The 25,639-nt window shown below is 46.3% G+C and carries 17 protein-coding genes; 1 reads left to right on the top strand and 16 read right to left on the bottom strand.

Going from position 1 to position 25,639, the window contains the following annotated elements:
- Nucleotides 1–18 precede the first annotated feature (18 nt).
- Both MKZ12_RS10800 and yicI read right to left on the bottom strand, forming a co-directional pair.
- Complete coding sequence (locus MKZ12_RS10800) at nt 19–1,029, bottom strand: phosphotransferase (RefSeq protein ID WP_339260342.1); 1,011 nt, start codon at nt 1,027–1,029, stop codon at nt 19–21.
- Nucleotides 1,030–1,107: 78 nt separating this feature from the next.
- Nucleotides 1,108–3,426 (bottom strand): alpha-xylosidase, encoded by a 2,319-nt coding sequence (gene yicI, locus MKZ12_RS10795; protein ID WP_339260341.1) that lies wholly within the window; start codon nt 3,424–3,426, stop codon nt 1,108–1,110.
- A 173-nt stretch (nt 3,427–3,599) separates the two neighbouring features.
- Between yicI and MKZ12_RS10790 the strand changes: the two genes are divergently transcribed.
- The gene (locus MKZ12_RS10790) at nt 3,600–4,520 is read left to right on the top strand and encodes an AraC family transcriptional regulator (RefSeq protein WP_339241318.1); all 921 of its coding nucleotides are present in this window, start codon (nt 3,600–3,602) and stop codon (nt 4,518–4,520) included.
- Nucleotides 4,521–4,577: 57 nt separating this feature from the next.
- Here the strand turns inward: MKZ12_RS10790 and MKZ12_RS10785 are convergent, their stop codons facing one another.
- From MKZ12_RS10785 to MKZ12_RS10720, 14 genes are all read right to left on the bottom strand, one after another.
- A complete protein-coding gene (locus tag MKZ12_RS10785) occupies nt 4,578–5,498 on the bottom strand; it encodes a hypothetical protein (protein WP_339260340.1) in 921 nt (306 codons plus the stop codon).
- A 385-nt stretch (nt 5,499–5,883) separates the two neighbouring features.
- A complete protein-coding gene (locus MKZ12_RS10780; RefSeq protein WP_339260338.1) occupies nt 5,884–7,743 on the bottom strand; it encodes an adenine deaminase C-terminal domain-containing protein in 1,860 nt (619 codons plus the stop codon).
- A 312-nt stretch (nt 7,744–8,055) separates the two neighbouring features.
- Entirely contained in the window at nt 8,056–10,431 is a 2,376-nt protein-coding gene (helD, locus tag MKZ12_RS10775; protein WP_339241313.1) for an RNA polymerase recycling motor HelD, read from the bottom strand.
- A gap of 244 nt (nt 10,432–10,675) precedes the next feature.
- Nucleotides 10,676–11,137 carry a pyridoxamine 5'-phosphate oxidase family protein gene (locus MKZ12_RS10770; protein ID WP_339260337.1) on the bottom strand — a complete coding sequence of 154 codons (462 nt, stop codon included), beginning with the start codon at nt 11,135–11,137 and terminating at the stop codon, nt 10,676–10,678.
- Between the two features lie 133 nt (nt 11,138–11,270).
- On the bottom strand, nt 11,271–12,338 hold the full coding sequence (locus MKZ12_RS10765) for an aromatic acid exporter family protein (protein ID WP_339260336.1): 1,068 nt from the start codon (nt 12,336–12,338) through the stop codon (nt 11,271–11,273).
- A 297-nt stretch (nt 12,339–12,635) separates the two neighbouring features.
- A complete protein-coding gene (locus tag MKZ12_RS10760) occupies nt 12,636–13,304 on the bottom strand; it encodes an HD domain-containing protein (RefSeq protein ID WP_339260334.1) in 669 nt (222 codons plus the stop codon).
- Nucleotides 13,305–13,308: 4 nt separating this feature from the next.
- Nucleotides 13,309–14,745 (bottom strand): NAD-dependent malic enzyme, encoded by a 1,437-nt coding sequence (locus MKZ12_RS10755; RefSeq protein ID WP_339241306.1) that lies wholly within the window; start codon nt 14,743–14,745, stop codon nt 13,309–13,311.
- 203 nt (nt 14,746–14,948) lie between these two features.
- Nucleotides 14,949–17,021: a beta-galactosidase gene (locus tag MKZ12_RS10750; RefSeq protein ID WP_339260332.1), complete on the bottom strand. Its 2,073-nt coding sequence runs from the start codon at nt 17,019–17,021 to the stop codon at nt 14,949–14,951.
- Between the two features lie 131 nt (nt 17,022–17,152).
- Nucleotides 17,153–18,238 carry an arabinogalactan endo-1,4-beta-galactosidase gene (locus tag MKZ12_RS10745; protein WP_339260330.1) on the bottom strand — a complete coding sequence of 362 codons (1,086 nt, stop codon included), beginning with the start codon at nt 18,236–18,238 and terminating at the stop codon, nt 17,153–17,155.
- 32 nt (nt 18,239–18,270) lie between these two features.
- On the bottom strand, nt 18,271–19,149 hold the full coding sequence (locus MKZ12_RS10740; protein ID WP_076326910.1) for a carbohydrate ABC transporter permease: 879 nt from the start codon (nt 19,147–19,149) through the stop codon (nt 18,271–18,273).
- 29 nt (nt 19,150–19,178) lie between these two features.
- The gene (locus MKZ12_RS10735; RefSeq protein ID WP_339260329.1) at nt 19,179–20,069 is read right to left on the bottom strand and encodes an ABC transporter permease subunit; all 891 of its coding nucleotides are present in this window, start codon (nt 20,067–20,069) and stop codon (nt 19,179–19,181) included.
- A gap of 190 nt (nt 20,070–20,259) precedes the next feature.
- Nucleotides 20,260–21,951: a sugar ABC transporter gene (locus tag MKZ12_RS10730; RefSeq protein ID WP_339241299.1), complete on the bottom strand. Its 1,692-nt coding sequence runs from the start codon at nt 21,949–21,951 to the stop codon at nt 20,260–20,262.
- 123 nt (nt 21,952–22,074) lie between these two features.
- Entirely contained in the window at nt 22,075–23,703 is a 1,629-nt protein-coding gene (locus MKZ12_RS10725) for a response regulator (RefSeq protein WP_339241297.1), read from the bottom strand.
- 56 nt (nt 23,704–23,759) lie between these two features.
- Nucleotides 23,760–25,529 carry a sensor histidine kinase gene (locus tag MKZ12_RS10720; protein WP_339260328.1) on the bottom strand — a complete coding sequence of 590 codons (1,770 nt, stop codon included), beginning with the start codon at nt 25,527–25,529 and terminating at the stop codon, nt 23,760–23,762.
- Nucleotides 25,530–25,639: the final 110 nt, after the last annotated feature.

Genomic DNA, 25,639 nt, shown 5'->3' with positions numbered 1-25,639 from the left:
CTTCATTCCCCCTGCGAATTAGTGATGTGCAAGTTGCTTCCATTGCTCAAGTAAATCCAGCGTACGCTGGCGATACTTCTGACCATCTTCAGGTTGATTGACCTGATGTTCATGAACGTAAGCATTAAAATATGAAGACAGTATTCGGTACGCGAGTCTCCGTGCCTGTCCTTCTGGGGACGGGTCCAGTGGATGATCATATCCTTCATGAAAAGCCACCGATTCTGTCGACAATATGGCTTCATACTCCCTGTCGGCAAACATGGAACGATCTCCATCAATGATGGCCGCAATGTGTAGCTCACCCTTTTCCTCATGAACAAGCACATTCGCTTCCCACAGGTCATTATGAACCAGTACCGGACGGGTTACCTGATCAAATAAGTCTTTATTTTTCATGAATATAGCTGCGATCTCTTCCCCCACACCTGGCATATAATCGACTTGTGCCGCTTTAAGTGCCGTTTCTTCAGCATAAGAGTGCAGCACCTCGGACCATTGATTCGAACCTTTAATCGCCCCATCTCCTTGTGGCCAGCCAAACGATGCACCCTCGATCTGATGCATGATGGCGGTATACGCGCCAAGCTGATGATACAATCGCTCTTTGTCCATGCCTGAAATCGATGCGTGATCTAATTGCTTACTGGGAATAAACGTCATAAACATGTAACTTCTTGGAATGATGGACCCGCTATCATCACAGGCGATAATGTTTGGAGCAGGAATGCCTGTCTTACGGTAGTATTCATACACAATCGGTTCAGCTGCCATCATCGTACGTTCGAACGAAAAGAGGGGATCACTCGCTGAACCAGCTGCCATCTCTCCCCGCACTGGAGCCAAACGTAAAATCACATCCGTATGGGATGCATGATCAAGTTGAATCCGATAGGTTGTATTGAAAAGCCCTCCTTGCAGGAGTGCAAACCCCTTCACTTTGGTATCGCTTCCAAAAGTATTCTCTACCAATTGATGCAGCATCTCAGCCGATATCGTACAGTGTAAACCTGAATTCATCATACTCATTTCATTCAATCTCCTATCATTGTAGACAAACAGACGGCACCTTGCGGCACCGTCCTTTCATCTATCTACTATATCACTTTACAGTTGAATTGTAAGCGAGGTTGCGCCTGCTGCTGCTGTAATAACAACACCAGTTGAACCTGACACTTGGGAACCACCTTCAACGCTGGATACACTCTCGATACCGCGAAGCACCAAGTTCCATGGTTTGCCCGCGCCTTCAGCACGAACGTCCAGCACTGATCCATTACGTGTAACGTTAACTGTCAGTTCCTGTTCAGCAGCCTGGTTCACAACAACCGCTTGAGCCGTTTGACCATCAGCCAGTTCGAACAAATGCAGGGACACATCATTCGCAAAGTCATAATCCGGTTTATGATCTACAGCACCAACAGCGATCAGGCTGTTTGGTTTAACCATCATAGGCAGTGTTTTGAAGTCATGGTTTTCACTGATCCAGCGTCCACCTTGTACCTTCGCTCCTGTCAGATAGTTCGTCCAATTTCCTTCAGGCAGGTAATAACGCACATCGCCTTCCTTGTTGAAGATTGGCGCCACGAGAATTGAATCACCGAACATGTATTGCGTATCCAGGTTATATGTTGTTGGGTCCTCCGGGAAATCGAGCAGCATTGCACGCATCATCGGAATACCTTTTACCGTTGACTCCACCGCAGAATTGTACAGGTACGGCATCAGGCTGATTTTGAGTTTGGTAAAGTCACGAACAACGTCCACGGATTCCTCGTCAAACAACCAAGGCACACGATACGAAGTGCTGCCATGCAGGCGGCTGTGTGAAGATAAAAGTCCGAATTGTACCCAACGTTTGTATACGTCAGGGCTCGCTGTGCTTTCGAAGCCGCTGATATCATGACTCCAGAATCCGAAACCGGAAAGCCCAAGTGAGAGACCACCGCGAAGCGATTCAGCCATGGATTCATACGTGGAAGAGCAGTCACCGCCCCAGTGAACCGGGAACTGTTGACCACCGGCTGTTGCAGAGCGTGCAAACAGGGCAGCTTCGTTTTTGCCAATCTTCTCTTCGAGCAATTCAAATACAGCTTTGTTATAGAGCTGTGTGTAATAGTTGTGCATTTTAACCGGATCAGAACCATCGAAGTACACAACATCTGTCGGAATTCTTTCACCGAAGTCTGTCTTGAAGGAATCTACACCTTGATCCAGCAGAACTTCCAGCTTGCTCTTATACCAATTCACAGCATCCGGATTCGTGAAATCAACTAGAGCCATACCTGCTTGCCACATATCCCATTGCCATACGCTGCCATCGGCTGTTTTGACCAGATAACCGTTCTCCATACCTTCATCGAACAAGTAGGATTTCTCTGCAATATATGGATTGATCCAAGCACAGATTTTGAGACCCTTCTCTTTCAGACGTGCAAGCATGCCTTCCGGATCCGGGAACATTGCTTCATCCCATACAAAATCAGACCATTGGTATTCCTTCATCCAGAAGCAGTCAAAATGGAATACAGACAGTGGAAGATCACGTTCAGCCATGCCATCTACGAAATGGTTAACGGTTGCTTCATCATAATCTGTTGTAAATGATGTGGTCAGCCAAAGACCAAATGTCCATGCGGGTGGAAGCGCTGGTTTACCTGTTAATTTCGTATAATTATCCAGTACATCCTTCGGATTGTCGCCGCCGATAATGAAGTACTCCAACGTCTCCCCTTCTACACTGAACTGTACTTTAGATACGTTCTCAGATGCAATCTCATACGATACGCGCTCCGGATGGTTTACAAATACACCATATCCTTTATTGGACAGATAGAAAGGAATGTTTTTATAGGACTGTTCACTGCTTGTACCGCCATCTTCATTCCAGGTATCTACGATTTGACCGTTTTTAACAAACGGTGTGAAGCGCTCACCGAGTCCGTAAACGTATTCACCAATGCCAAGATCAAGCTGCTCGCGGAAGTACGCTTCCTTGCTCGGACCTGTAATATAACCAGCCGCTCGTTGACCGCTACCAGTAATGCGTTTTCCTCCATACAGGAAGCTGACGTCCCAACCGTTTGTTTTATCGATTTGAACTTCCAGATTGCCGCTTTTCAGAACAGCCCCTTGTTCATTTTTGGAGATGTCAACGTTTGCATCTTGCGTATTCAGCTCAAATACAGGGCCTTTTTTCACTCCGCCTTTATGGTGATTCAACGTTACTCGAATAACGTTAGGCATAGGTGAGCTGTACGTTGCTTTCAGCAATGTACCATTCAACGTGTCGCCTTTGCTACGAATATATTTAGTTGCCGCATATACGGTCAAGGAATTTTCTTTTTGTACAATATCACGAATGTCAGTCGGGTTTTGAATCTGATACCCTTCACGAGTCATCCAGAATCCATCAGTAAATTTCATGTTTTCTTTCCCCCTTTGGTTATACTATAATAATATTGATATTAATGATGAATTTCTTCTCTTATTTTGACCAAATATATCACGATTTTGATAATAACCATCCGATTCTTGAACATCAGCACCAATCTATGGAAACGATTACATTAATAATGATACAAAAAGGAGAATCTGATATGGAACGTGAACGATTACGGGAAGACCGAATACACGGGAATGCCATGTATCCAGTCAGTGTATACCCGGATATACAACAACTGAACGGCGATAGCATTCTGGATTGCCACTGGCATGATGAAATGGAGTTCACCATGGTTACTCAGGGCTGTGCGGTCTTTCAGATTGATATGAACACCATTGAGGTTCAAGCTGGAGAAGCCATTTTTATCAATCGAGGTGAGATTCATGCAGGTTATCTGAAGGGTGATGTTCCCTGTGTATTCTCTTCCATTGTATTTAATCCCGAGCTGCTCGGCAGTCGTACCTTCGATACGGTACAGGAGAAATTCATCGGTCCACTGGTGCGCAAAACCGTAGTTCCCCCTTTTCATATCAAAGCAGATGAGGATTGGGGACAAGAAATTCTGGATCACCTGAAGCGCATATTTGCCGACCATGCTGCCCGAACAGAAACGTGTGAAATGTCAACGAAAGCATACCTGTATCTCATATTTGCCCGAATGTTCGAACATATGAAACCTGTTCCGCTCAAAGGCACCGTAGCTACAGGGAGCCATGACAAGGTAGAGCGCCTGAAATCCGTGCTCGGGTATATCCACAAGCGTTATCCTGAACCATTGAAGCTGAAAGAACTGGCCGATGAAGCCAATATGAGCGAAGGACACTTCTGCCGTTTTTTCAAACAGATGGTGCAGAAAACTCCGGTTGATTACATTAATTATTACCGCGTTCAACAAGCCTGCGTCCAGCTTGAGAATACGGATCACAAAATTGTTGATATCGCCATGGATGTCGGTTTTGATCATCTAAGCTACTTTATCACCACATTTAAAAGGCATAAAGCCACAACGCCTTCACAGTATCGCAAAATGTTCTATGAGAATGTGGCCATGGAATCTGCCTTGGTTCAGGTATAATAGAAGAAGGTGCTCACAGCTCTCTGGCTGCAAGCACCTTCTTTATTCATTGGTGTCTCACTTTTTCAATGTCTTCCATGAAGTGTATTCATGTACGGAGAAACCGTTAAAGGACGCATGTACTGAAGCCATTTTTTCGACCAACTTCAATTGTGCTTCCATATAAGCAGATCCCTCTTCATAAAAAGTAATGAAGTCGCCTTCCTTACTTTGCTTTGTTTCCACAGCTATGGAGATCGTTTTGCCAAGCAGAGCCGCTTCTGCAAGTTCATCCTTCGCTACACTATAGATTGCAGCAGCTGTATCACGGTAAGCCATAATCGTAATGGAATCAAACTTTCGAATCATCCAGCTGCTAACCGCCATCGTTGAACCCGGAATTTTGTAGTTATCGAGCCAGAATGGCAGATCAGCCGCTACGGGCATCTTCATCCGTGATGCTCGCTCAACAATGTACTCCACATTTCCTTGCCACTGGGTAATCACACTGGCCTGATTGATTTTCCATTGCGGGTGCACATGTGGCTCGATATCCAGATGAATACCCGCAAATTTCTCATTGGGTAATGCCTGCGCTTGATAAGCCTCAATCCAGTCCAGGAAAGATGCAATCTGCTCCCGACTCTCCGTCAATCCCCAGGCCGATCTTCCATCCATCACGTCAACCGCAATATTCTTGGCTCTCGCCTGGCGGATAAAGCTTTTATACTCAGGAATTTTTATATCCCGGTTCATCTGTAGATAGATCGTATTGATCTTATTGGCTGTAGCGTAAGTTAACACCTCTTGAGGATTACTTCGGATCTGGGTAGTATCCCACACCCATGTCGCTCTCACGGGTGCATCAAGTTTCCCATGAATCGTTGCATAACTGTCGACTGAACCATCTGCAATGGCTTTGGAAGAACAGGCTGTACTCGCGCACAGTATCAAACAACACAGTAACAAGATAAAACGGTACCCCTTTTTGCTTTTCATATTTGTACACTCCCTCTGAAGTTATCAGCTCTGACGTGCAAATCTGGATGAAATTGTGTCGTTTCATATACATTTAATGGAGCCTTATTAGGTACGACGAAATCGAATTGCTTCTATATGCAATATCATCTTTAAGACTTACGACGAAAGAATCATATAATTATATTTCGGGAATTCGTAGTTCTGTATTTATAGTTCAAAAGTCACGAATATTCTCTTTTTTCTAAATTCACCCTTATTTCAGCATGACTTCAGTCATTATTGCCATATGTACACCAAGAACCAGAAGACCTAGAAAGCGTTTTCTCCCAAAACGCACAAAAAAACCGCCCTAAGGCGGCTTTTCATGTATATCCATTTATTGAGCTCTAGTCGATAAATCTATTCATTCATTACCCGATTGAACTGCCGGTGTACTGTCAACCACTTCATCGAAAAGGGAGACCAGTTCAATACCTTCTGCCGAGATCCGCACAAGCCCCTTGTCGGACAACCGTAATTCCGGAATCACTACCAGCGCAAGCAAGGAAAGGGTCATGAACGCATTATTCAACGTACATCCTGCGGACTGTAAAGCTTCACTGATTGCTGCCGATTGGGCTGCAACGACTTCGAAAGACTCGGTTGACATCAAACCTGCAATCCGCAGCGGGAATTCGGTCACCCCTGCTGCCGTTACCACGGCTACCCCACCTTGCATGCGAATGACCCGGTTACCGGCTTCGGCCATCAGGGCATCATCATTACCGATAATCAACAGGTTGTGACTATCATGAGCCACCGTCATCGCAATTGCTGCAGGTGATGTGAAGCCAATGCCTCCAACAAGAGCAACCGCCCGATTCCCGGTTTGTTTGTGACGCTCCAATACCGCGATTTTGCATACTTCCCCGGAAGTTGAAACCACAACCTTACCATCCTGCACCGTGACAGGCAGGTGTTTCTCCTTCGTATCCACATGGTTCTCTGTCACATGAATGATCTTGGCACCAATCGTACCTTCTGCAATCGGTGCAGCAAGTTCCAGATCTTCTGGCTGAATATTCGCTTCCAACTTCACCGTGTTCAGCGCTTCCTCCGGGTATGTGAAGCTGTCCCAGACCGCCGTCATTTTCCCGTTCTCGGCTACGACTTGCCCGGCAGCAATTGTCATGCCCACACGTACATCCGCCAGTCGGCCGTCCAGCAGAATAATATCCGCTATATTGCCCGGAATAACCGCACCAATGTCGCGTGCAACCCCGAACCGCTCAGCCGTGTTAATGGTAGCCATCTGGAAAGCCGTGACCGGCTTCACACCTTGGGAAATGGCGAGACGAACCACAAAGTCCATATGCCCTTCTTTGAGCAGGGATTCAGAGCTTCGGTCATCGGTTACCAGCATCATCCGGCGTGTATCCAGTCCAAGCTCCGTACAGGCTTTGATGGTCTCCGCCACATCATGCCATGCCGAACCTTGACGCATCTTCGCATACATCCCGAGTCGCAGACGTTCGACCACATCTTCCTTGGTCACACATTCATGATCCCCCGTAACTCCACTTGCTGCGTATGCCGGCAAACGCCAGTCATCTGCTGCCCAAGTGAAGTGACCATCTGCCACTTTGCCAGCCCGGAGGGTCGCCTGGATCTCACCAATCATCGTCTCGTCCCCGTAAACGACACCAGGGAAGTTCATCACTTCCCCAAGACCAATCATGTCCGGCCCCCAGGAAAGAGCCTCAGCCACCTCTTCTGGCCCGATATAAGCACCTGTTGTCTCCAGTCCCGGATGGGTGGAAGGCACACAGGAAGCCACCTGCATATAAGCAGCCATCGGTGTGGTCCGCGCTTCATCCAGCATCAGCCTCAGACCTTTGAGACCAAGCACGTTGGAGATCTCATGCGGGTCAAAGAAACCTCCCGTTGTGCCTGAAGGCAATACCGCTCTCGCAAACTCGGTTACTTTCATCTGAGTACTTTCAATATGGCAGTGTCCATCCAGCAATCCAGGAGCGATATATTTGCCGTTCGCTTCAATAATCCGGGTATGTTCTCCGATCGTGTGGCTTACATTTTTACCAACATAAGCAATTCGAGCTCCTTGTACAGCTATGGACATCTCAGGCAAAATCTCACCTGATATCACGTTTACGAGCGTGCCTCCCCGAATGACCAAAGTCGCTGGCATATCTCCCCGGGCTGTAGCGACCAGATCCGGTACACAATCGGCCATAAGCGGCCGTTCAAAAGATGATTTGTTCATATTGTTGCCTCCTTTAATAAACGATCCAAAAAAAATATATTGTTACGATTATATGAGTCCAGACCTCATGTGTAAAGAAAAATAACATCCATTGTGCCTCAATACAAATTATGGAGTCATATTTATCCACAGAACCCAATCCTTACGAATTCACGTTAGGTATTTTCATTCCATGCGATCACCTATATGGCTGGAATCTCATCATGTATACGTCCCTCGTGAAGTTAGCTTCTTCCCGATATATGTATCATATACAGAAAGACTCCCGTTCCACTGAACGGAAGCCTTTTTCATGCACATGAATGTGATATGTCAGTCCACTTGCGCAGCAGACACCTTGCCAAGATCATACCATTCTTCCGACTGCGAGGTAATGAAAGGACTCGGTGTGCCCACGCAGTAAACGTGCAGCAGATGCATCGCTCGCGTACAAGCCGTGTAGAACAATTTGCGTTCATGCTCATGGGCATACTGCTCCGCAGAGCCGTCATAGATCAGGACAGCATCAAATTCCACACCTTTGGCCAGATACGCAGGAATGACATGAACACCCTGTTCAAAAGCCAGCGTCGTTTTCTTAATTAACTTCGGTGCTGAGGGCAGTATCTTGCTCAATGCAGCATGTACCTCTCTGCTCTCTTCGGCGGTCTTGCAGATTACGGCAACTGATTCATACCCTTCCTCAATCAAGTGCTTGAGGTCTGTCGTGATGACGTTCATATGACGATCGGAATCAGAAGAAACGATAACTTTAGGCTTCTCGCCGCTACGGTTAAATGGAATGATCTCTTCCCCGCCAGGCACCATGCCACGGGTAAACTCCACGATCTCCCGGGTAGAACGATAGCTCCTGGTCAGCTCAATTACCTCTGTATTGTCTGGACCGTACAGATTAGTCAAAGGTCCTGTTCCACTAAGGACTGAAGAGTGGGCATAGATCGCCTGATTGAAGTCACCGAGTGCTGTTATTTTCGCCCGAGGGAACAATCTCTTCATAAATGCCAATTGAAACGCAGAATAATCCTGGGCTTCATCAATAATGACATGACGAATATTGGAGTTAATATGGAAACCAAGCATGAGCTCACGCAGGTACAAGTATGGCGTAATATCTTCATATGCCAACTCCTGGAGCTTCAATCTGCGTAAAGTCATCCTACAGATTTCATCCCATTGGGCAGGCAACGCTTCGTCACCCAGCAATCGCACCATCTGACCCTCATCGTTGAACAGATGTGCATATAATTGTCTTATATCGACGAACCGCAAGGACTTGATCCATTTCCGTAACGGTTTGAGTCGGTCACTGACTACCATACGTGCCAGAATTTCTCTTTCTTGCTCGAAGTCATTAAACGTATGGGTCTTTCCTTTTTGCTTACGCTTTAACCGTTGGTATGCACGTTGCAGATCCTCCGGCTCCATCAGATCAAGCTGCTGATCGACCCAAGGCGCATCCAGTTCACCTTTACCAAAGGCAGATAGTTCTTTCAGCATCCAATCCCGCAACATCTCCAGTCGGCTCACCAGCTTAACGGATGACTCGAAACTGTAGAATTTCTCAGCCATAGCCTCTGACGTAACAATTGCTCGGCCCTGAAAGCGAACCGGCTTGAATTTCATGCCACCTGACAGCATGCTCTCCTTATAACGCGTAATGACTTTCAGGAAAGATTCCGAGGATTTGAACCGAATGCTGGACATGCGAACATCATAATCGGGATCTTCTGTTCCCGTAAGTACATATTCGAGCTGAATAAACGGATCTTCCAATTGATATTCACGACCCAAACGGCGCTCCAGATACTCCTGGAAGGTCGTTTGCAACATGTTTTCCTCCCCAAGCTCAGGCAGTACCGTGGAGACATAACTGTTGAACATCGGGTTTGGTGAAAAAAGAACCATCTGATCCGCTTGCAGATGCTCGCGATATTTATAGAGAAGATAGGCCACACGCTGGAGCGCGGCGGATGTTTTGCCACTGCCGGCTGCGCCTTGCACAATCAGCATGCGTGTCCGGTCATTACGGATAATCCGGTTCTGCTCCTTCTGAATGGTCGCAACAATACTCTTCATCTGTGCATCTGAAGTTCGACTAAGTACAGCCTGCAACAACTCATCACCAATCGTAACTCCCGTGTCAAACATAAAACGAATACGTCCGTCCCGAATGACAAACTGCCGCTTCATCTCTATATCACCGCTGATCTCCCCGCTTGGTGTACGATATGTGATCGGGCCCGGTGCTCCGTCATAATAGAGGTTGGAGATCGGTGCACGCCAGTCGTAGACGAGAAAGGATTCCTCTTTCTCGTCTAATAACGATGCAATCCCCAGATAGATGCGTTCCGCATTCGGGTATCCCTCTTCCTTGAAATCGATCCGGCCAAAATACGGTGAATGATGCAGTCGTTTCATTTTATCCAACGCCGCCGCTGTATTGAGATGACTGCGCTCCCGATCGGACAATACCTGAGACTGCTGCCGCATGCTGGTTGAAGTTTCCCCCACATCGTCCGCTTCGCTAAAGTTCATTGTCACTTCGTCCCAGAAGTCTTTTCTCATGCCAACCACTTCATCACGGAAGGAACCGACTTCATCTTCTAACGTTGTGATCTTGCGTTCAATCTGATCGGTCACCATGTTGACCCGTCGCTGCTCTTCGCTCCATTGCTGCTCTGTACTCATATGTTAATAGCCCCTCTTTCCCCGGATTGTGTCCTCAAAATCCCATTTGACAAGCCCGAAAAGGCAATGGTATAATTATTAGAAAGTAAACATTTTAATTATATGTTAATTAGTTCTAATTTTCTGAAAACCATTTTTTATTGTACCAGTGACAACGTCCCGATGCAAGCGGAGGCGTTTTTTGTTGTTTTCATCTTCATTATTACCCAATCACTGGGTCCTCAACTGATCAAACTGTTTATGCCTACTTTTGTAATTCCTCAATCGTCTCTTGCCAACGTGTAATTGCTCCACGTTCATCTTTTAGTTGAAAGGTTATTCCTGAAGTAATCTCCGCATATGGCGCATGATCCATACGTACCTGGAGCACCTGTGCTTCAAAACGATTTCTCGGATGAACAGCCCCCTTAATCTCAGGCAGCAACTCTACTTTCATACGAATATGCAGCAATCGATGTCCTTGAACCGCAATCAAGGTAGCCTTGCCTGTTTTGCTCATGTTCATACTGGTCTGTGTACCTTGCCACAGAGCAAGTCTAAGCTGACGGGGACTTATCGCAATCACTTCCCCCATACTAATCATCGCCTGATGCGGCCACTGATCCTCGGATACGGTCAGCAGTTGCATCGCTTCGTGTTGTTTATTCTCCAGATTTGTCCCACTCAACCACTCCATTAGTTCAGCGTCCAATTCCTCTATAATCATGTCTATCCCTCAGTTCGTTAAAATTCATTTATGCCATTCAGCTGTATGTACGACAAAACAACCCGGACACGATTGTCCGGGCAATGTTGTAATTCCATTGTATATGATCATGAAGCAGGTACGCAATTCGCACTTAAGGCCACTTAAGCCAATTCAAAATTTTGTCCTGTGAGTCTTTGTCTTCACTGGAGCTATGCACATGCTCGGCAAGTCGATTCAGACGTTCCAACTGATATCCGTAATCATAAATCGCAGCAGCCACGATCGACAGTCGTAACATGCCTTCCTTGTCGATATCAAACTGGGTGATCGCCTGCTCCATGAAACGGTCATTGTCCAATACAAACTGTGCGGCCTCTTCTCCGTTCGGTTTCAGCTTATCCTCGAACTTGAGCAATGCATGCTCATGGAATTTAATTACAAGTTCCAGATGAGAATCAAAAAACTGATCCATCGCTGTTGACCGTGGTGCCTGGAAATAGTGACGTTCAACCGAATCCAGCACCTCATAGCCTTTTTGCAGACTCAGCAGCATTTGCTTGTAGACTACCATCTGCCGAGTTTCGCTGAATTTCGAACGTTTCATCTTTTTCTGTTCCTCTTCGAACAAGTTATACTTGTCAGACAAAGACTTAATGGAACCGCCCAGGTTGCTTTTCTCCTCCCGGAATACAACTTCCTTGATTTCATCCGAGATTGAGGTTCGCAGAAGCAACGACATACCGCTGAACACACTCTGGATCTGCTTCACGAACTGAATCTTCGGTTTCGGAGGAAATACCGTAATGTTGATGAGAAACGCCGATACAATACCAACCAGTGTCAACAGAAAACGATTGAGTGCAAAATGCCAGTCACCCGAAGCTTCCATAATGGATACAACCGTGACCAGTGTCAATCCAACCGTCTCACCCATATTCAATTTAAGACAAATCATGATGACAAGTACAATAATTAATCCAACAGCGATTGGCTCATTGGACAATACCATACCGCCAACCAGGGCCACAATAGCTCCAAGTGTGGTCGTTTGCAGCTGATCCAGAAAGTATTTCCAGGAGCGATAGATGGAAGGCTGCATCGCGAATATAGCTGCGATTGCGGCAGGCACGGGAGATTGCGGGTTCAAAAACAGGCTGCTAAGGTACAAGGCAAGCGTGACCGCAATTCCCGTCTTAAGTACACGAGCACCAAATGACATGGTGGTGACCCCTCCTCTTTACCGAACCTGAAATTTTACATTTGATAATCATGTTCATTATTACCCCATATTTCTTTTTTTGCCTGAATACATTCAGGAGAACGATTTATTGTACCATGGAAGACCTTCCGTTGCCATGTCATAAGTCAGAGGTACTATGAAATGGATTCATTTATGTATGTTAATACACATTATTAACCTAAAAAGAAGCAAATCCTCAAAATGGATTTTCACCAATTCGAAGATTCGCCTAAGTTTATATTATCTCTAAGGAATACTCATGCTTATGATGCCTGCCTAACGGTCTGTGCCCGCCCACTCTCTTTTGAACTGATCCACGAACTGCACCATATAATCATGACGCTGCTTGGCCAGCTCCTTGCCATAAGTGGTATTCATCAGATCCTTGAGCTTGAACAGCTTTTCGTAAAAATGATTAATCGTTGTGCTGCGCCCGTTGCGATATTCCTCACGGGTCATCTGCTCCCGTGGGGGAAGGGACGGATCGTACATCTCGCGTCCTCTCGCTCCTGAAAAGGCAAAGGTGCGTGCGATGCCAATCGCACCCAGCGCATCCAGACGATCCGCATCCTGCACAACCTGTGCTTCAAGCGAATTGACCGCAGGACGCTGGCCTCCCGCATATGAGATGGTGCTAATAATACCCACAACCTTATTACGTATATCCGGGTCAAGAGGCTGGGTATCCAGCCATTCATTCAGTTTCGCCATTCCAGCTTCCAAGCTCTCATTCAGCTTTTCATCCGGTACATCATGTAATAATGCCGCCAGTTCGCAGACAAATGGATCTGCCCCCATGCGGTGAGCGAGTTCGACCGCAAGTGCAGTCACTCGTTCAATGTGCGGCCAGTCATGACCATCACTATGCTTGGATGAATCACCTTGAACAAACGATCGGGCGGCTCGCAGAACAGCCTCTGCCGTTATTTCATCTAATTCTGACATCTTATTATTCCCCGCCTTCACGGGACTGTTCACGCGGAATACGTCGAGCTACACCCGTCTTAACAGCTGCTTCAATGACGCGACTGCGCATCGATTTGACCACTTTATCATTGAACACACTCGGAATAATGTAATAACGTGTACGCTCTTCATCCGTAATGGCCGACGCAATCGCTTGAGCGGCTGCCAGCTTCATTTCTTCATTAATTTCGGTGGCTCGGCAGTCCAGAACTGCCCTGAAGATGCCCGGGAAACATAACACGTTGTTGATCTGATTCGGATAATCGGATCGTCCCGTTGCCATTACCGCTACAATGTCTTCCACCAAGGCAGGCATAATCTCAGGTACCGGATTTGCCATTGCAAACACGATTGGATCTTCTGCCATGGTCTGCACATCTTCGCGAGTCAACAGATTGCCGCGGGACAGGCCAATGAACACATCGGCTCCGCGAATAACATCACGCAAAGAGCCAGTCTCCAGTTCGGGGTTAGTACGAGCTGCATAATCACTCCAGACTTCATTCTCATAAGTTTGTGTCCGTACAATTGCCCCCTCACGATCGACACCTATAAGCCGGCTGGCTCCCGCAGACAATAATATGTTACTGCATGCTACACCTGCTGCACCAATACCACAGACCACGATTTTCACATCTTCAATGGACTTGCCAACCAGTTTGAGCGCATTGATCAGACCGGCATATAACACAACTGCTGTGCCATGCTGGTCATCATGAAATACCGGAATATCCAATTCTTCATTCAGACGACGTTCAATCTCGAAACAGCGAGGTGATGAGATATCCTCCAGATTAATGCCGCCAAAACCAGGTGATATCGCTTTCACAGTACGTATGATTTCCTCGGTGTCCTGTGTGTCCAGGCAGATTGGGAAGGCATCCACACCTGCAAATTGTTTGAATAACATTGCTTTACCTTCCATGACAGGCATCGCTGCACGAGGACCAATATTACCAAGTCCAAGCACGGCACTGCCATCCGATATAACGGCCACGGTATTCCGTTTAATTGTTAAAGAGAAGGCTTTGCCAGGCTCTTCTGAAATGGCTGAACATACACGAGCCACATCCGGAGTGTACACACGTGACAGATCTTCCCGGTTGTGAATCGGTGTCTTTGGTGTTACTTCGATCTTACCGCCCAGATGAAGCAGGAACGTCCGATCTGATACATTAATAATGGACACACCTTTAAGCTGGCGCACCCCTTCTATAATTTTACTGTTATCTTGTGCATCTGTAACGGCGACTGTCAAGTCGCGAACGCTTACATCCTGATTGGTAGAAATCACGTCGATGGCAATGATGTCTCCCCCAGCTTCCGAGATGGCCGAAGCCACTTCGCCAAACTTGATATCCTTCGTTGTCATTTCCAGTCGAATAATAATGCTGTTACCATCCAGATTTCTTTGATTCATTTCCATTCCTCCCAGACTGAAAGTCTTGAGTTACAAGTTACCTGTTTGTCTTCGCTGCGCGGACACGTTTATCCTTTATCTTGTCCAGAAAAAGTGGTTCAACAGCCATATACTTAAAATAAAAAGATGCCCTAAACACCAATGTCAGGCGTTCAGGGCACTTTTCTAGTATCTTAAATCTTTATAAAGTAAGGATGAACCTATTATTTCCGGGCAGCCGGTCTGCGCAGGACACGAATGTCATATGGATTCAAGCTAAGACTGGATTCCACAGCATCACCACTGAGCAGATCCGTGTAGGACTGTGCATCTAATTCAATCCGTTTCTCATCTGGTGTATAGTTCTGTACAAATACATAATCTGCTGTACCATCTGTACGCGTATGTGCCGTTGTTCCGGCAGGCAGTTCTGTTTGAAGTCCACGCTCAATGTTCAGGTCAGCGATTAGTTTTGCGTAGAAATCATCATAGAATGGTGCTTTCAGACGTGTCGCTACATAATACGCTTTCCCTGAGCCCAATTGGTTAACTGTCAATGCCGGGCGTCCGGCATAGAAGTCAGAACGGTACGTAGCCAGAGACTTCGCGCCTTCCAGATGGATCAGATCACACAGTTCAATCGCATCGTACGCTGTATTGAGCTGAAGCTCGTTACCCTGCTCGGGGATAATTCCGTTCAGATCACGATCATGCAATCCGTCAATTTCCTCGGACCAGATGCCAAGTGTCTTACGCAGTGGCCCTGGGAATCCACCCAGGAAACACAGATCGTTTTCGTTTACAATACCAGACCAGTAAGTGGCTACAAACGTACCGCCTTGTTCTACAAACTTCTCAATGCGTTCGCCAACACCTTCACGTACCAGATAGAGCATTGGAGCAATCAACAACTTGTACTTGGACAGGTCTGCATCCATATCAATAACGTCTACAGCGACTCCTTTTTTCCAAAACGCTTCGTAATGCTCCTCCACGGTCTGCTCATACTTCACACCGATATTGCGCGGACCCTGTGAATCATTAACAGCCCAGCGGTTTTCCCAATCGAATATGATTGCAACTTCTGATGGAACCGCTGTTCCTACAATGGCTTCCATGCCTTCAAGCGCCGTTCCTACGTCGGTGACATCTTGGAACACACGTGTATGTTCCGTTCCTACGTGGTCTACCACCGCACCATGAAGTTTTTCGCTGGAACCCCGGCTCTTTCTCCACTGGAAATACTGAACACTATCGGAACCGTGTGCTACAGCCTGGAGAGAAGAGAGCAGATGCATGCCCGGTTTTTTCAGCTTGCTGACATCTTGCCAATTCGTCGAACTTGGCGTACTCTCCATCAGCAAGAACGGCTGACCGCCTTTGATGGAACGAACGATGTCATGCATCATTGCGATCCGGGACGCCTGTTTCGCGTCGTCATCTGCATCATGCCAAGTGGGATAACTGTCCCAAGAGAGGAAGTCCAGAATATCAGCGAACTTCCAATAGTTCAGGCCGCCATAGAATTCCATCAGGTTGGTTGTGACTGGCAGATCGGGATTCTGAGCTTTCAATGGTTTCGTTTCATGCACGATAAAATCAGCTGTCTGATCCGTAACGAAACGGCGCCAATCCAGATTCATTGCGTGTACCTGTGTCTCACCGTGAGGAGCCGGAGATTCCACTTGACTCCAGTCTGTAACCGTATGGCTCCAGAATGTGGTCCACCACGAATGGTTCAGTTCATCAAGTGTTTGATACTTCTTCTGAACCCAACCACGGAATGCTTCCTGACAATAATCACAATGACAGTCTCCGCCAAACTCATTCGAGATGTGCCAGCCGATAACAGCCGGATGATTTGAATAACGTTCTGCCAGTCTTGTATTGATTGCAGTAACCTTCTCACGGTATACCGGGGAAGTATAACAATGGTTGTGACGGAAACCATGCAGATTGCGGACACGATTCTCGGATACGCGGAGCACTTCCGGATACTTGGCGGACATCCAGGCAGGTCTGGCACCACTTGGTGTAGCCAGGAAGGCATAGATTCCGTTTGCTGCAAAACGATCCAACACCTGATCCAGCCATTCAAACGTGTATACACCCTCTTCCGGCTCAAGGGATACCCATGAGAAGATACCAATGGACATCACGTTACACTTGGCAAGCTTCATCAAGCGAATATCTTCTTCCAGAACTTCAGGGTAGCGGAGCCATTGCTCCGGGTTATAGTCTGCGCCATGCAACATGTGCGGGGCTTTGGAACTTACAGGTGCATATTTGTATGTCATAAGGACAACTCCCTTGCTTTTGAATTACAATTTTTATTGAATACAACGATATTCACGACTCAAATTACCAAGCTTATCTTCTGGCATGGCTTCATCTTTTCATCAGATACCACTTGTGAACCTGTATGATATTACACGTATGTCACAACATCAGATTCTTCCGTAGTAGCTAGTGCTGTAAACGATTCCAACTTCCGACCTTTAAAATCAAACATGGTGAGGTTGCCCCAGTTATTCGGATGTCCAACGGACCATTCTTCTTTACTTGGTATCCATGCAGGTTCCCAATAATAGAATCCGTGCCCCAAACCACCAGGAACTTCGCGAATAATCTGCAACAGATCCTTCAGATATCGGGTCTGCCCCTCTACACTTGCAGGGTATCCTGGCAACAACAATTCTTCCTGATTCAAAATCCATTCGATGCCTTCTGGCTGCTCCAGTGTCCATGGATAAGCCGTTTCAACCACATTGACAGGTTTGCCATAACGCTCAGCCAGATCATGAAGATTGTCGCGTAACGCATCAAGTGTGCCGTGCCACCAAGGATAATACGATAGACCAATGATATCGAACTCCACACCGAGTGCTTCAAAGCGATCGTAAAACTTGCGGCTCTCGGCGTTATCTCCACCACGATCAATATGTATCATAATCTGGATATCCGGGTCAACGGATTTGACCGCAGCAATTCCGTACTTCACAAGGCCTGCAAAACGCTCCCACTGTTCATCCGTATCATGCTCTTCTCCACCGACACGTCCCTCATTCCATAACATGCCCGGCGTAATCTCGTTGCCGACCTGCACCATGTCTGGAAGCGCATCGTTTTCCTTTAACGTTCTCAGAACATCAGCCGTATACATGCATACTGCACGTTGAAGCTCTTCATAGGACAGATTCTCCCAAGCTTTCGGCTTCCATTGATTGGCTGGATCAGCCCAGCGATCAGAGTAATGGAAATCAAGCAAAAATTTCAATCCCTGTTTCTTGATCCGTTTGGCTATCTCCACCGTGCGCTCCAGATTGCAGAATCCACCAACAGGATCATTCCAGATTCGAAGTCGAATCGCGTTAGTGTCATTGAACTTCAGGATGGACAGCAAGTCTTGTTCCTTGCCATCCACATCACTGTAGCTCCCGCCATGCTGTTCGATTTCATCCATAAAAGACACATCCATTCCCAGAACGAATGCCTTTTCCGTCAAGTTGCTCACTGTATCAACCTCCATTAATTTGGGGTACAGGCTCAGCCTTTAACTGAGCCCAACGTCATACCTTTGACAAAGAAACGTTGCAGGAAAGGATACACAATCAAGATCGGTGCACTTCCGATGAAGATCTGAGCTGCCCTTACCGTAGTTTGAGAGAGAGCTTCCATTTCTTTTGGATTCATGCTCATGCTACTCATGTCACGTCCAATAATGACCGTTTGCATAAATGTAGCAAGTGGGTAATCCTTGGCGTTATTCATATAGAGCAATCCATCAAACCAGGAATTCCAGTGGAACACCATACTGAACAATGCAATGGTTGCAATGGACGGCATCGAAATGGGAAGGAAGATACTGAACAATGTTCTGAAATGGTTAGCTCCATCCATCAGCGCTGCTTCCTCCAGCTCTTTTGGAATACCGCGGAAGAAGTTCAGCATCAGAATGACCAGGAATGTGTTAACTGCCCCCGGGAGCACCAGTACCCAGAAGGAATCCATCAACCCAATCTTCTGAATAACCATATAGAATGGCACGAGTCCCCCGTTGAAAATCATGCTGAATACAAAGATCCAGGAGTAGATCGTTCTGCCTTTGAACTCACTATTTTCTTTGGACAATGGATACGCCGCCAGGAACGTAATCAGCAACGTAATGGCTGTACCGATCACTGTACGCAGGAGCGAGATCCAGAGCGAGTTCAAGAAAATTGGATTGTTCATCGTTTTTTTGTATGCCTCAAGTGAGAAGCCTACAGGCCAGAGATTGACCAGATTTGCATCAGCAGCAGCCTTTGTACTAAAGGATACTGCCAGTACATGAATCATCGGTACAATACACATGATGGCGACCAAAATCAGAAAGCAGGTATTGACTATATTAAACACGCGATAAGGCAATGATTTATGATACATCGTGGTCCCTTCTTTCTCTGTTCATTCGTTTAGAATATGCGGTATCCGGCGTATTTTTTGGCTAAGCTGTACGATACAAGAATCAAGATCATGCTAATAACCGATTTGAATAATCCGATCGCCGTTGCAAAGCCCATCTCACCATTTTGCATTGCGGAACGATATACAAATGTATCAATGATGTCACCCGTTTGATATACGAGCGGGTTATACAAGTTGAAAATCTGGTCAAATCCGGCATTCAGTACGTTACCAAGTGCCAGTGTTCCCACAACCATCAGCATCGGCACAAGTGAAGGAATTGTAATGTGCAGTGTCTGTTTCCAGCGTCCCGCTCCGTCAATTTCTGCTGCTTCGTACAATGCTGGATTAATTCCGGCAAGGGCAGCCAGAAAAACAATCATGTTATAGCCAAATTCTTTCCACACATCTGTCAAAATGATCGTAGATCGGAACCAGCTGTTGTCTCCCAGGAAGAAATATGGCCCAAGTCCGAAGGTTCCCAGAACCCGGTTAACCAAGCCGCCTGTTGACAACAGATCTATCAAAATCCCGCCCAGGATGACCCAGGACAAGAAGTGAGGTAAATAGACAAGCGTTTGAATCGTACGCTGTATAGCCATCTTGCGAACCTCATTCAAAAGAATGGCAAAAACAAATGGAACAAATAAATTGAAAATCAGTTTAAGTACAGCAATAATCAATGTGTTCCAGATGACCTGTAAGCTGTCTTCACGTTCAAACAAATATCTAAAGTTGTCCAGCCCGACCCATTCAGAACCGCTAATTCCAAGCCATGGCTTGTAGTTCTGGAATGCCATAATAATCCCGCCCATAGGCACATAACTGAAGATAATCAGAAAGATAATGGCTGGCAACAGCATAACGTGGAATGGCCAAGTGCGTTTCAAAGTTCTCATGATTGCTCCCCCTGTATTTCTTCCTACTCAAGTACTCCCTGAGTGGCTTATATTGCGATTATATCAACCTTTTACGGGGTCCAAACAGCACATAAAAGCAATATAAATGGCACAAATTCAACCACTTTGCCGCAGCTTGAATAAACCAAAAAAAGCGCCCAGACGTTAGTCGTCTGGGCGCTGCTTAAAACTATTTTTTCACACTGTCATACCATTCGTTAACCTCTTGCGTGATTTGGTCACCGCCACCCGATTTCCACGTTTGTACAAAGGTATCAAACGCATCAGCCGGATTTTTGCCATAGATAATTTCGTTAAATGCCTGATTCTCGATTTTGTTCAGATAGTCCAGCTTGGATTTCATCGTCTGTGTTGTTGGACCTGTGAACATGTTTTTGAAGGAGATTTCTTCCTGGCTCAATAACACTTTTGCTGCGGCAGGAGTTTCTTTACCGTAATTGACAGCAACGTCTTTCTCAAGCTTCGTTTCAGGCTCTTTGCCATTAGCCAGATTCATCAGAGCTTTCATCTGTGCATCTGGAATACGTGCACCATCACGAACAAGCAAATAACGTACAACGTTCACGTATCCGCCTTCGATCTGGTCAATCGGCAATTGTTTTCCGTTTGCATCCAATTGATAGTCATAACCTGCAAACAGACCATTATCATAAGGGCTGCCCGGTGCTGGGTCTGCATAATTGTCGAAGAGGTAATTCTGATACGTAAAGAATGCTTCTGGATGTGCCATATCCTTTTTGATCAACGTAACACCATTCACGAACTGTGTTCCGTGACGCATCGCTTTTCCTTCAGGACCGGTAGGAATTTCAATCGGTTTCCATACCGCACTCGGTACATTTTTCACTGTATCGAGAAGTGGCCATCCACTCATCCAGTAAGGTCCTGGAATAATGCCGGCAGTTCCTGCAACGGCTGGCTCTGCTGTTTTGTTCTCATCCCATAGCGCTGCTTCCTGCGGGATATATCCTTTTTTGAGCCATTCGCTCAATTTGGTCAGACCTTGTTTCATACCCGGATTGATGGAGCCATACTCCAACTTGCCATCCGCAGCAAGATTCCATTGTTGAGGTAAGGTGCCATATGCACCAAATATCCAAGATACATCTCCCATCCAAGTGTTCATGGATGTTTTGAAACCAACGCTGAGCGGAGTGACTTTATCCGGAGCCAAGCCGTCCGGGTTATTGTTTTTGAATGCTTCCATAACGGTTTCCAGCTCATCGATTGTTTTTGGTGCTTTCAGATTCAACTTGTCCAGCCAATCCTGACGAATCCACAATAAATAATCATTGTTGTAGGCATAGTCCAGAACAGGGATACCCATTCTTTTGCCATCACGACTATATTGGTTCCACACGTTAGGATCTTGCTCCATCGCTTTTTTCCATGTGTCAGAAGCATATTTGTCGAACAGTGGACCGACCTCTTCGTACATGCCAGAGTCGATCAAGTCTTGAGCAACGAGATTGTCCGCACTACCAATCGTCACGATATCTGGCATTTCCTGTCCAGAGGACATAGCCAGACGAAGTTTAGTTGCAAACGCACTGTTTGTGTCTGTTACTGACCAGAGCGCGCTGACATTAATCCCGAATTTTTCCTTGGCCCACTTGGTTGCCACGTTATTTTCCATGGATTCGCCATTTTTAAACTTCAGCTCAGGATCGATTCCCCATGCTGTTGTAATGGTTACTTCCGGATCATACTTTTCTTTGTATTCGTTTTGGGTTCCAGACGTACTTGGTGTTGCACTATCTCCGCCCCCACTGCCTCCTGAACATCCTGCAAGAACGACAGTTAGACTCAGCGTTGTAGCGAGAAGCGTCAAGAATCTCTTTTTCGTTGATTGCGCTCTCATGTTGTTCCCCCTTAAATCGTTTTGGTTACCCTTTCATTATAGGCTGACCAGGACTTTGATCCTATGATACGAAATCAAGATTTCTGCACCTTTGCCAACCTATATTCTGGAATGTTGTTGTAATTATGCCTGATCCCGAAATTCATTGGGTGTCATCCCATAATGCTTTTTGAACATTTTGCTGAAATATTGCGGATTCTGATAGCCAAGTTCACTCGTAATCTCGTATATTTTTTTGTTGCTATTTTTAAGCAGATATAGCGCGCGTTCCATGCGCATCCGAATCATGTAATCCCCGAGACCTTCCCCAGTCTCTGCCTTGTAGATTTTTGATAGGTATACGGGGTGCAAATATACCTTGTCCGCAATCATCTTCACCGACAGATCCTGTCCCGTATCACTTGTCACCAGCTCCTGAACCTGCTTGATCACATGTCTGCGGCTCTGCACACCTTCCTGATCGGACAACTCTTCCTGAAGCTTCGCCAGCATCTCGGTTGCCCAGCGCCGCAGCTTCTCGGGGGATTGGATCAACTGATGAGCAAGGAGCAGATCGAATCCCGCATGATCAATTTCATGTACCAGATGCCCCTGTTTATGGGCAATATACATGAATGCATTGGTTACAGACAGATACATCTCATACACATGTTCTCGGGACAATCGTACCTGTTCTGCCGCGTCAAAGACCGTGTTCAGCTTACGCGCTGCCGCTTCCCATTGCTTGGTCTCAAGCAATTGCGGAAGTACAGGCGGTTTGTACAACTCTTCGAGCGCCTGGGTCGCATCATTCTCCGATCTTTTGCCGAGTGCCTGATCCATGTCCATATATATAATCTTGTGTTCTTCCGGTCCTGAAAGGACAAGGGAACCCAGGCTTTTTCGATAAGCTGCTGTCAATTCATTAAAAGGAAATGATGGTGTAACGACCATGGACAGATCCCCCTGTAGATATCGAATGACATGCTCACGGAAAGTTTCAGCTGAGGTTCTCAACGTCTCCAAGTCCATCTGCGGAGCTTCGATCTGTCCCTGATTCTGCAAAAACATAACCAGACACTCATGAGGTCCGCGACCAAACCACACGTTGAATTGCTCTCCGAGCACTTCCTCTGCAATATTCCCTACCGCAAAATCCATCAGATCCAGAGATTGCTGATCCATTGATGAGAAGCGTCCTGTGAGACGAATCAGCATCATCACAGCCGATTGTTCCGGGTCAATATGAATCTCATATTGTTGCAGTTGTTCCCGAAGTGCCCGCCCCGTAATCTCACGTCCCAGCAGCAGATCATGCATCAGATTTTCCCGTAAAATTTTATAGTCAGACTTCCGACTGTATAAAAGCCGGTGATATTTGTCGAATTCATCCCACTCATCACGAAGAGATGTGATGGCTGCCGAGACGGAACTCATAAATTCATCATCGTTCACAGGTTTCAAAATATAATCCGCTGCCTGCAATTGAATCGCTTTCTTCGCATAAGTAAAATCACTGTGACCGGTCAGCAAGATACAGCGAATATGGGACCAACGCTTGCTTACCTCTGCAATTAGATCCAGTCCGGACATGCCCGGCATGCGAATATCGGTTACCACAATATCTACTGCATTTTCCTCCATAATCTCCAGCGCTTCTTTACCGGAAGCGGCACGAAACACAGTCGTTACTCCAAGCTCTCCCCAGGGGATTGTAAGTTCCAGACTTTCTGTTACATACGTTTCGTCATCTACTAGCAGTATATCTATCAAGCAAGTCACTCCCTATCTCGTTCGTTATGCACTAAGTTCAATTTCTAACCAGGCTCTCACATGTTCTCGATACTATCTTGGCTATCTGGGAGAAGCTCCCTCTCGGCAGGCCACGATAGTGTAACCCGTAATCCACCAAGTTCCGATTCCGTTATATCAAGCCCTGCCTGCTCCCCATATCGAAGCTGGAGTCTCTGATTCACATTCCACAGGCCACAGCCCATCTCCTGATCCATCGTTCCCCTGAGCTTATTCAGAAGCGCCTCACGTGCCTCCTGAGTCATGCCTTGCCCGTCATCTTCTACGACAAGAACCATGACACCGCCCTGTTTTTCCCCAGAAACCCTTATTTCTCCGGCTTCCGCATCCGCTTCGATACCGTGGATTACCGCATTCTCCACCAGTGGTTGTACAATCAGGGGCGGTACTTCCTCTCTTAACATCTCATCAGACAGATCAAGCTTGTAATGAATTCGGTCCATACGCATTCGTTGGATCTCCAGATAACAGCTGACAAATTCAATTTCCTCTGTCAACGGCACTACATCCCGCTCCTGCCTTGTCGTATACCGATAATATCGGGAGAGGTTATGCGACATCGCGACAACCGCATCCATACGCTTCAGCTTCGCCATACTCGTAATGAAGGAGAAACAATTATAGAAGAAGTGCGGGTTAATCTGCGATTGCAGCTGCTTCAAGCGGGCTTCACGCACATGAATCTGTTCCAGGTAAACGTGTTCAAATAACTGCTGGATCTGCTCCACCATCAAGTTGAACCGTTCAGACAGAAAACTGAATTCATTGCGACCCTTCGGCTTAATCCTCACCGAATAATCTTCCTGCTTCAACCGCTGGAAACCGCGAATAAGTTGTTTCACTGGTACCTGCACCTGGACATATAACAAGTAGGCCACGCCAAAACTCATCAACAACAAACAAATCATCGAAGAATAGAAGAGCATATTCGATTGATGAATCGGCTTCAGAATATCGGATAAAGGCATATAGTCCACCAGATACCAGCCTGTCGTGCTTGATTTCACGGTGTTAACCATGTAGGGCTCGCCATCTATCACCGCAGTCCGATTATCCACATCCTGAAGTTCATGGATGGATAGTTCTTTCATCAATTGGTTCGTTAACGAACGATCCGAAGTCCGATTATAGATAACTCCCGATTCTTCACGGAAATAGAAGGGGTCATGCCTGCCATCGTCCTTGAATTTATCGAGCATATCCCGAATGTTGTCACTATCAAACTCCAGTTTAATAATCGTTTCCGCATTATTAGCCGGGTCTTTAATGCCGTATGGAGATACGGTAATCCAGCTAAACATAAACCGATCGTCTTCCCCATCCTGAATTTTGCGTACATCCCAGCCGGAACTGATATTCTCCCTCAGCGCTTGTTTATCGTAAGAACGTGCATCCCTTTCCGAAACCACCCTGCCCAGCGAAGGAGAGTACAGATATAACTTTGTCGCCCAATTGGATGAGCTTTCCTGAATACTTAGCTTATTCTGAATACGTTTGACCAGATTGATCGCATCTAGGTCAAAGTAGTTACTATCCGCGTAGATTCGCCGGAAGCTGGCAATGTCAGGATCATGTATGAGCAGATTCGGCCAGGAGGATAACAGCTCGATGTGCGTGTTCACTTGATTTTGGAAAAATTCAAGCTGGTTACTATTCGATCGATTCAACTCATCTCTGAGAACAGCTGTGGTTTTGTGATTGGAGTACCAGTACAGAAGCACTACAGGAATCAGCATAATCAGAATAAGAATGACCATTTTGGAAAACAGGTTTGTCCGATATGACATCTTTTCATCTCACCTTGTCTTAATTTGTCGTGACATTAATTGTAATGATGTAAGCGGTAAAGACAAACTATTTTTTTGAGACAAACCAATTCATTATCTAGCGTAAGCGT

Origin of the sequence: Paenibacillus sp. FSL R5-0713, assembly GCF_037973325.1 — a bacterium.
Lineage (GTDB): Bacteria > Bacillota > Bacilli > Paenibacillales > Paenibacillaceae > Paenibacillus.
This window is presented reverse-complemented; position numbering and strand designations above follow the sequence as displayed.

Bases quoted from the DNA above. Each gene is read 5' to 3' on its own strand.
- MKZ12_RS10765 (WP_339260336.1), bottom strand. From the start codon at position 12,338: ATGTCATTTGGTGCTCGTGTACTTAAGACGGGAATTGCGGTCACGCTT.
- MKZ12_RS10750 (WP_339260332.1), bottom strand. From the start codon at position 17,021: ATGACATACAAATATGCACCTGTAAGTTCCAAAGCCCCGCACATGTTG.
- yicI (WP_339260341.1), bottom strand. From the start codon at position 3,426: ATGAAATTTACTGATGGATTCTGGATGACTCGTGAAGGGTATCAGATT.
- MKZ12_RS10770 (WP_339260337.1), bottom strand. From the start codon at position 11,137: ATGATTATAGAGGAATTGGACGCTGAACTAATGGAGTGGTTGAGTGGG.
- MKZ12_RS10790 (WP_339241318.1), top strand. From the start codon at position 3,600: ATGGAACGTGAACGATTACGGGAAGACCGAATACACGGGAATGCCATG.
- MKZ12_RS10800 (WP_339260342.1), bottom strand. From the start codon at position 1,029: ATGAGTATGATGAATTCAGGTTTACACTGTACGATATCGGCTGAGATG.
- helD (WP_339241313.1), bottom strand. From the start codon at position 10,431: ATGAGTACAGAGCAGCAATGGAGCGAAGAGCAGCGACGGGTCAACATG.
- MKZ12_RS10735 (WP_339260329.1), bottom strand. From the start codon at position 20,069: ATGAGAACTTTGAAACGCACTTGGCCATTCCACGTTATGCTGTTGCCA.
- MKZ12_RS10760 (WP_339260334.1), bottom strand. From the start codon at position 13,304: ATGTCAGAATTAGATGAAATAACGGCAGAGGCTGTTCTGCGAGCCGCC.
- MKZ12_RS10755 (WP_339241306.1), bottom strand. From the start codon at position 14,745: ATGAATCAAAGAAATCTGGATGGTAACAGCATTATTATTCGACTGGAA.
- MKZ12_RS10780 (WP_339260338.1), bottom strand. From the start codon at position 7,743: ATGAACAAATCATCTTTTGAACGGCCGCTTATGGCCGATTGTGTACCG.
- MKZ12_RS10730 (WP_339241299.1), bottom strand. From the start codon at position 21,951: ATGAGAGCGCAATCAACGAAAAAGAGATTCTTGACGCTTCTCGCTACA.
- MKZ12_RS10785 (WP_339260340.1), bottom strand. From the start codon at position 5,498: ATGAAAAGCAAAAAGGGGTACCGTTTTATCTTGTTACTGTGTTGTTTG.
- MKZ12_RS10720 (WP_339260328.1), bottom strand. From the start codon at position 25,529: ATGTCATATCGGACAAACCTGTTTTCCAAAATGGTCATTCTTATTCTG.
- MKZ12_RS10740 (WP_076326910.1), bottom strand. From the start codon at position 19,149: ATGTATCATAAATCATTGCCTTATCGCGTGTTTAATATAGTCAATACC.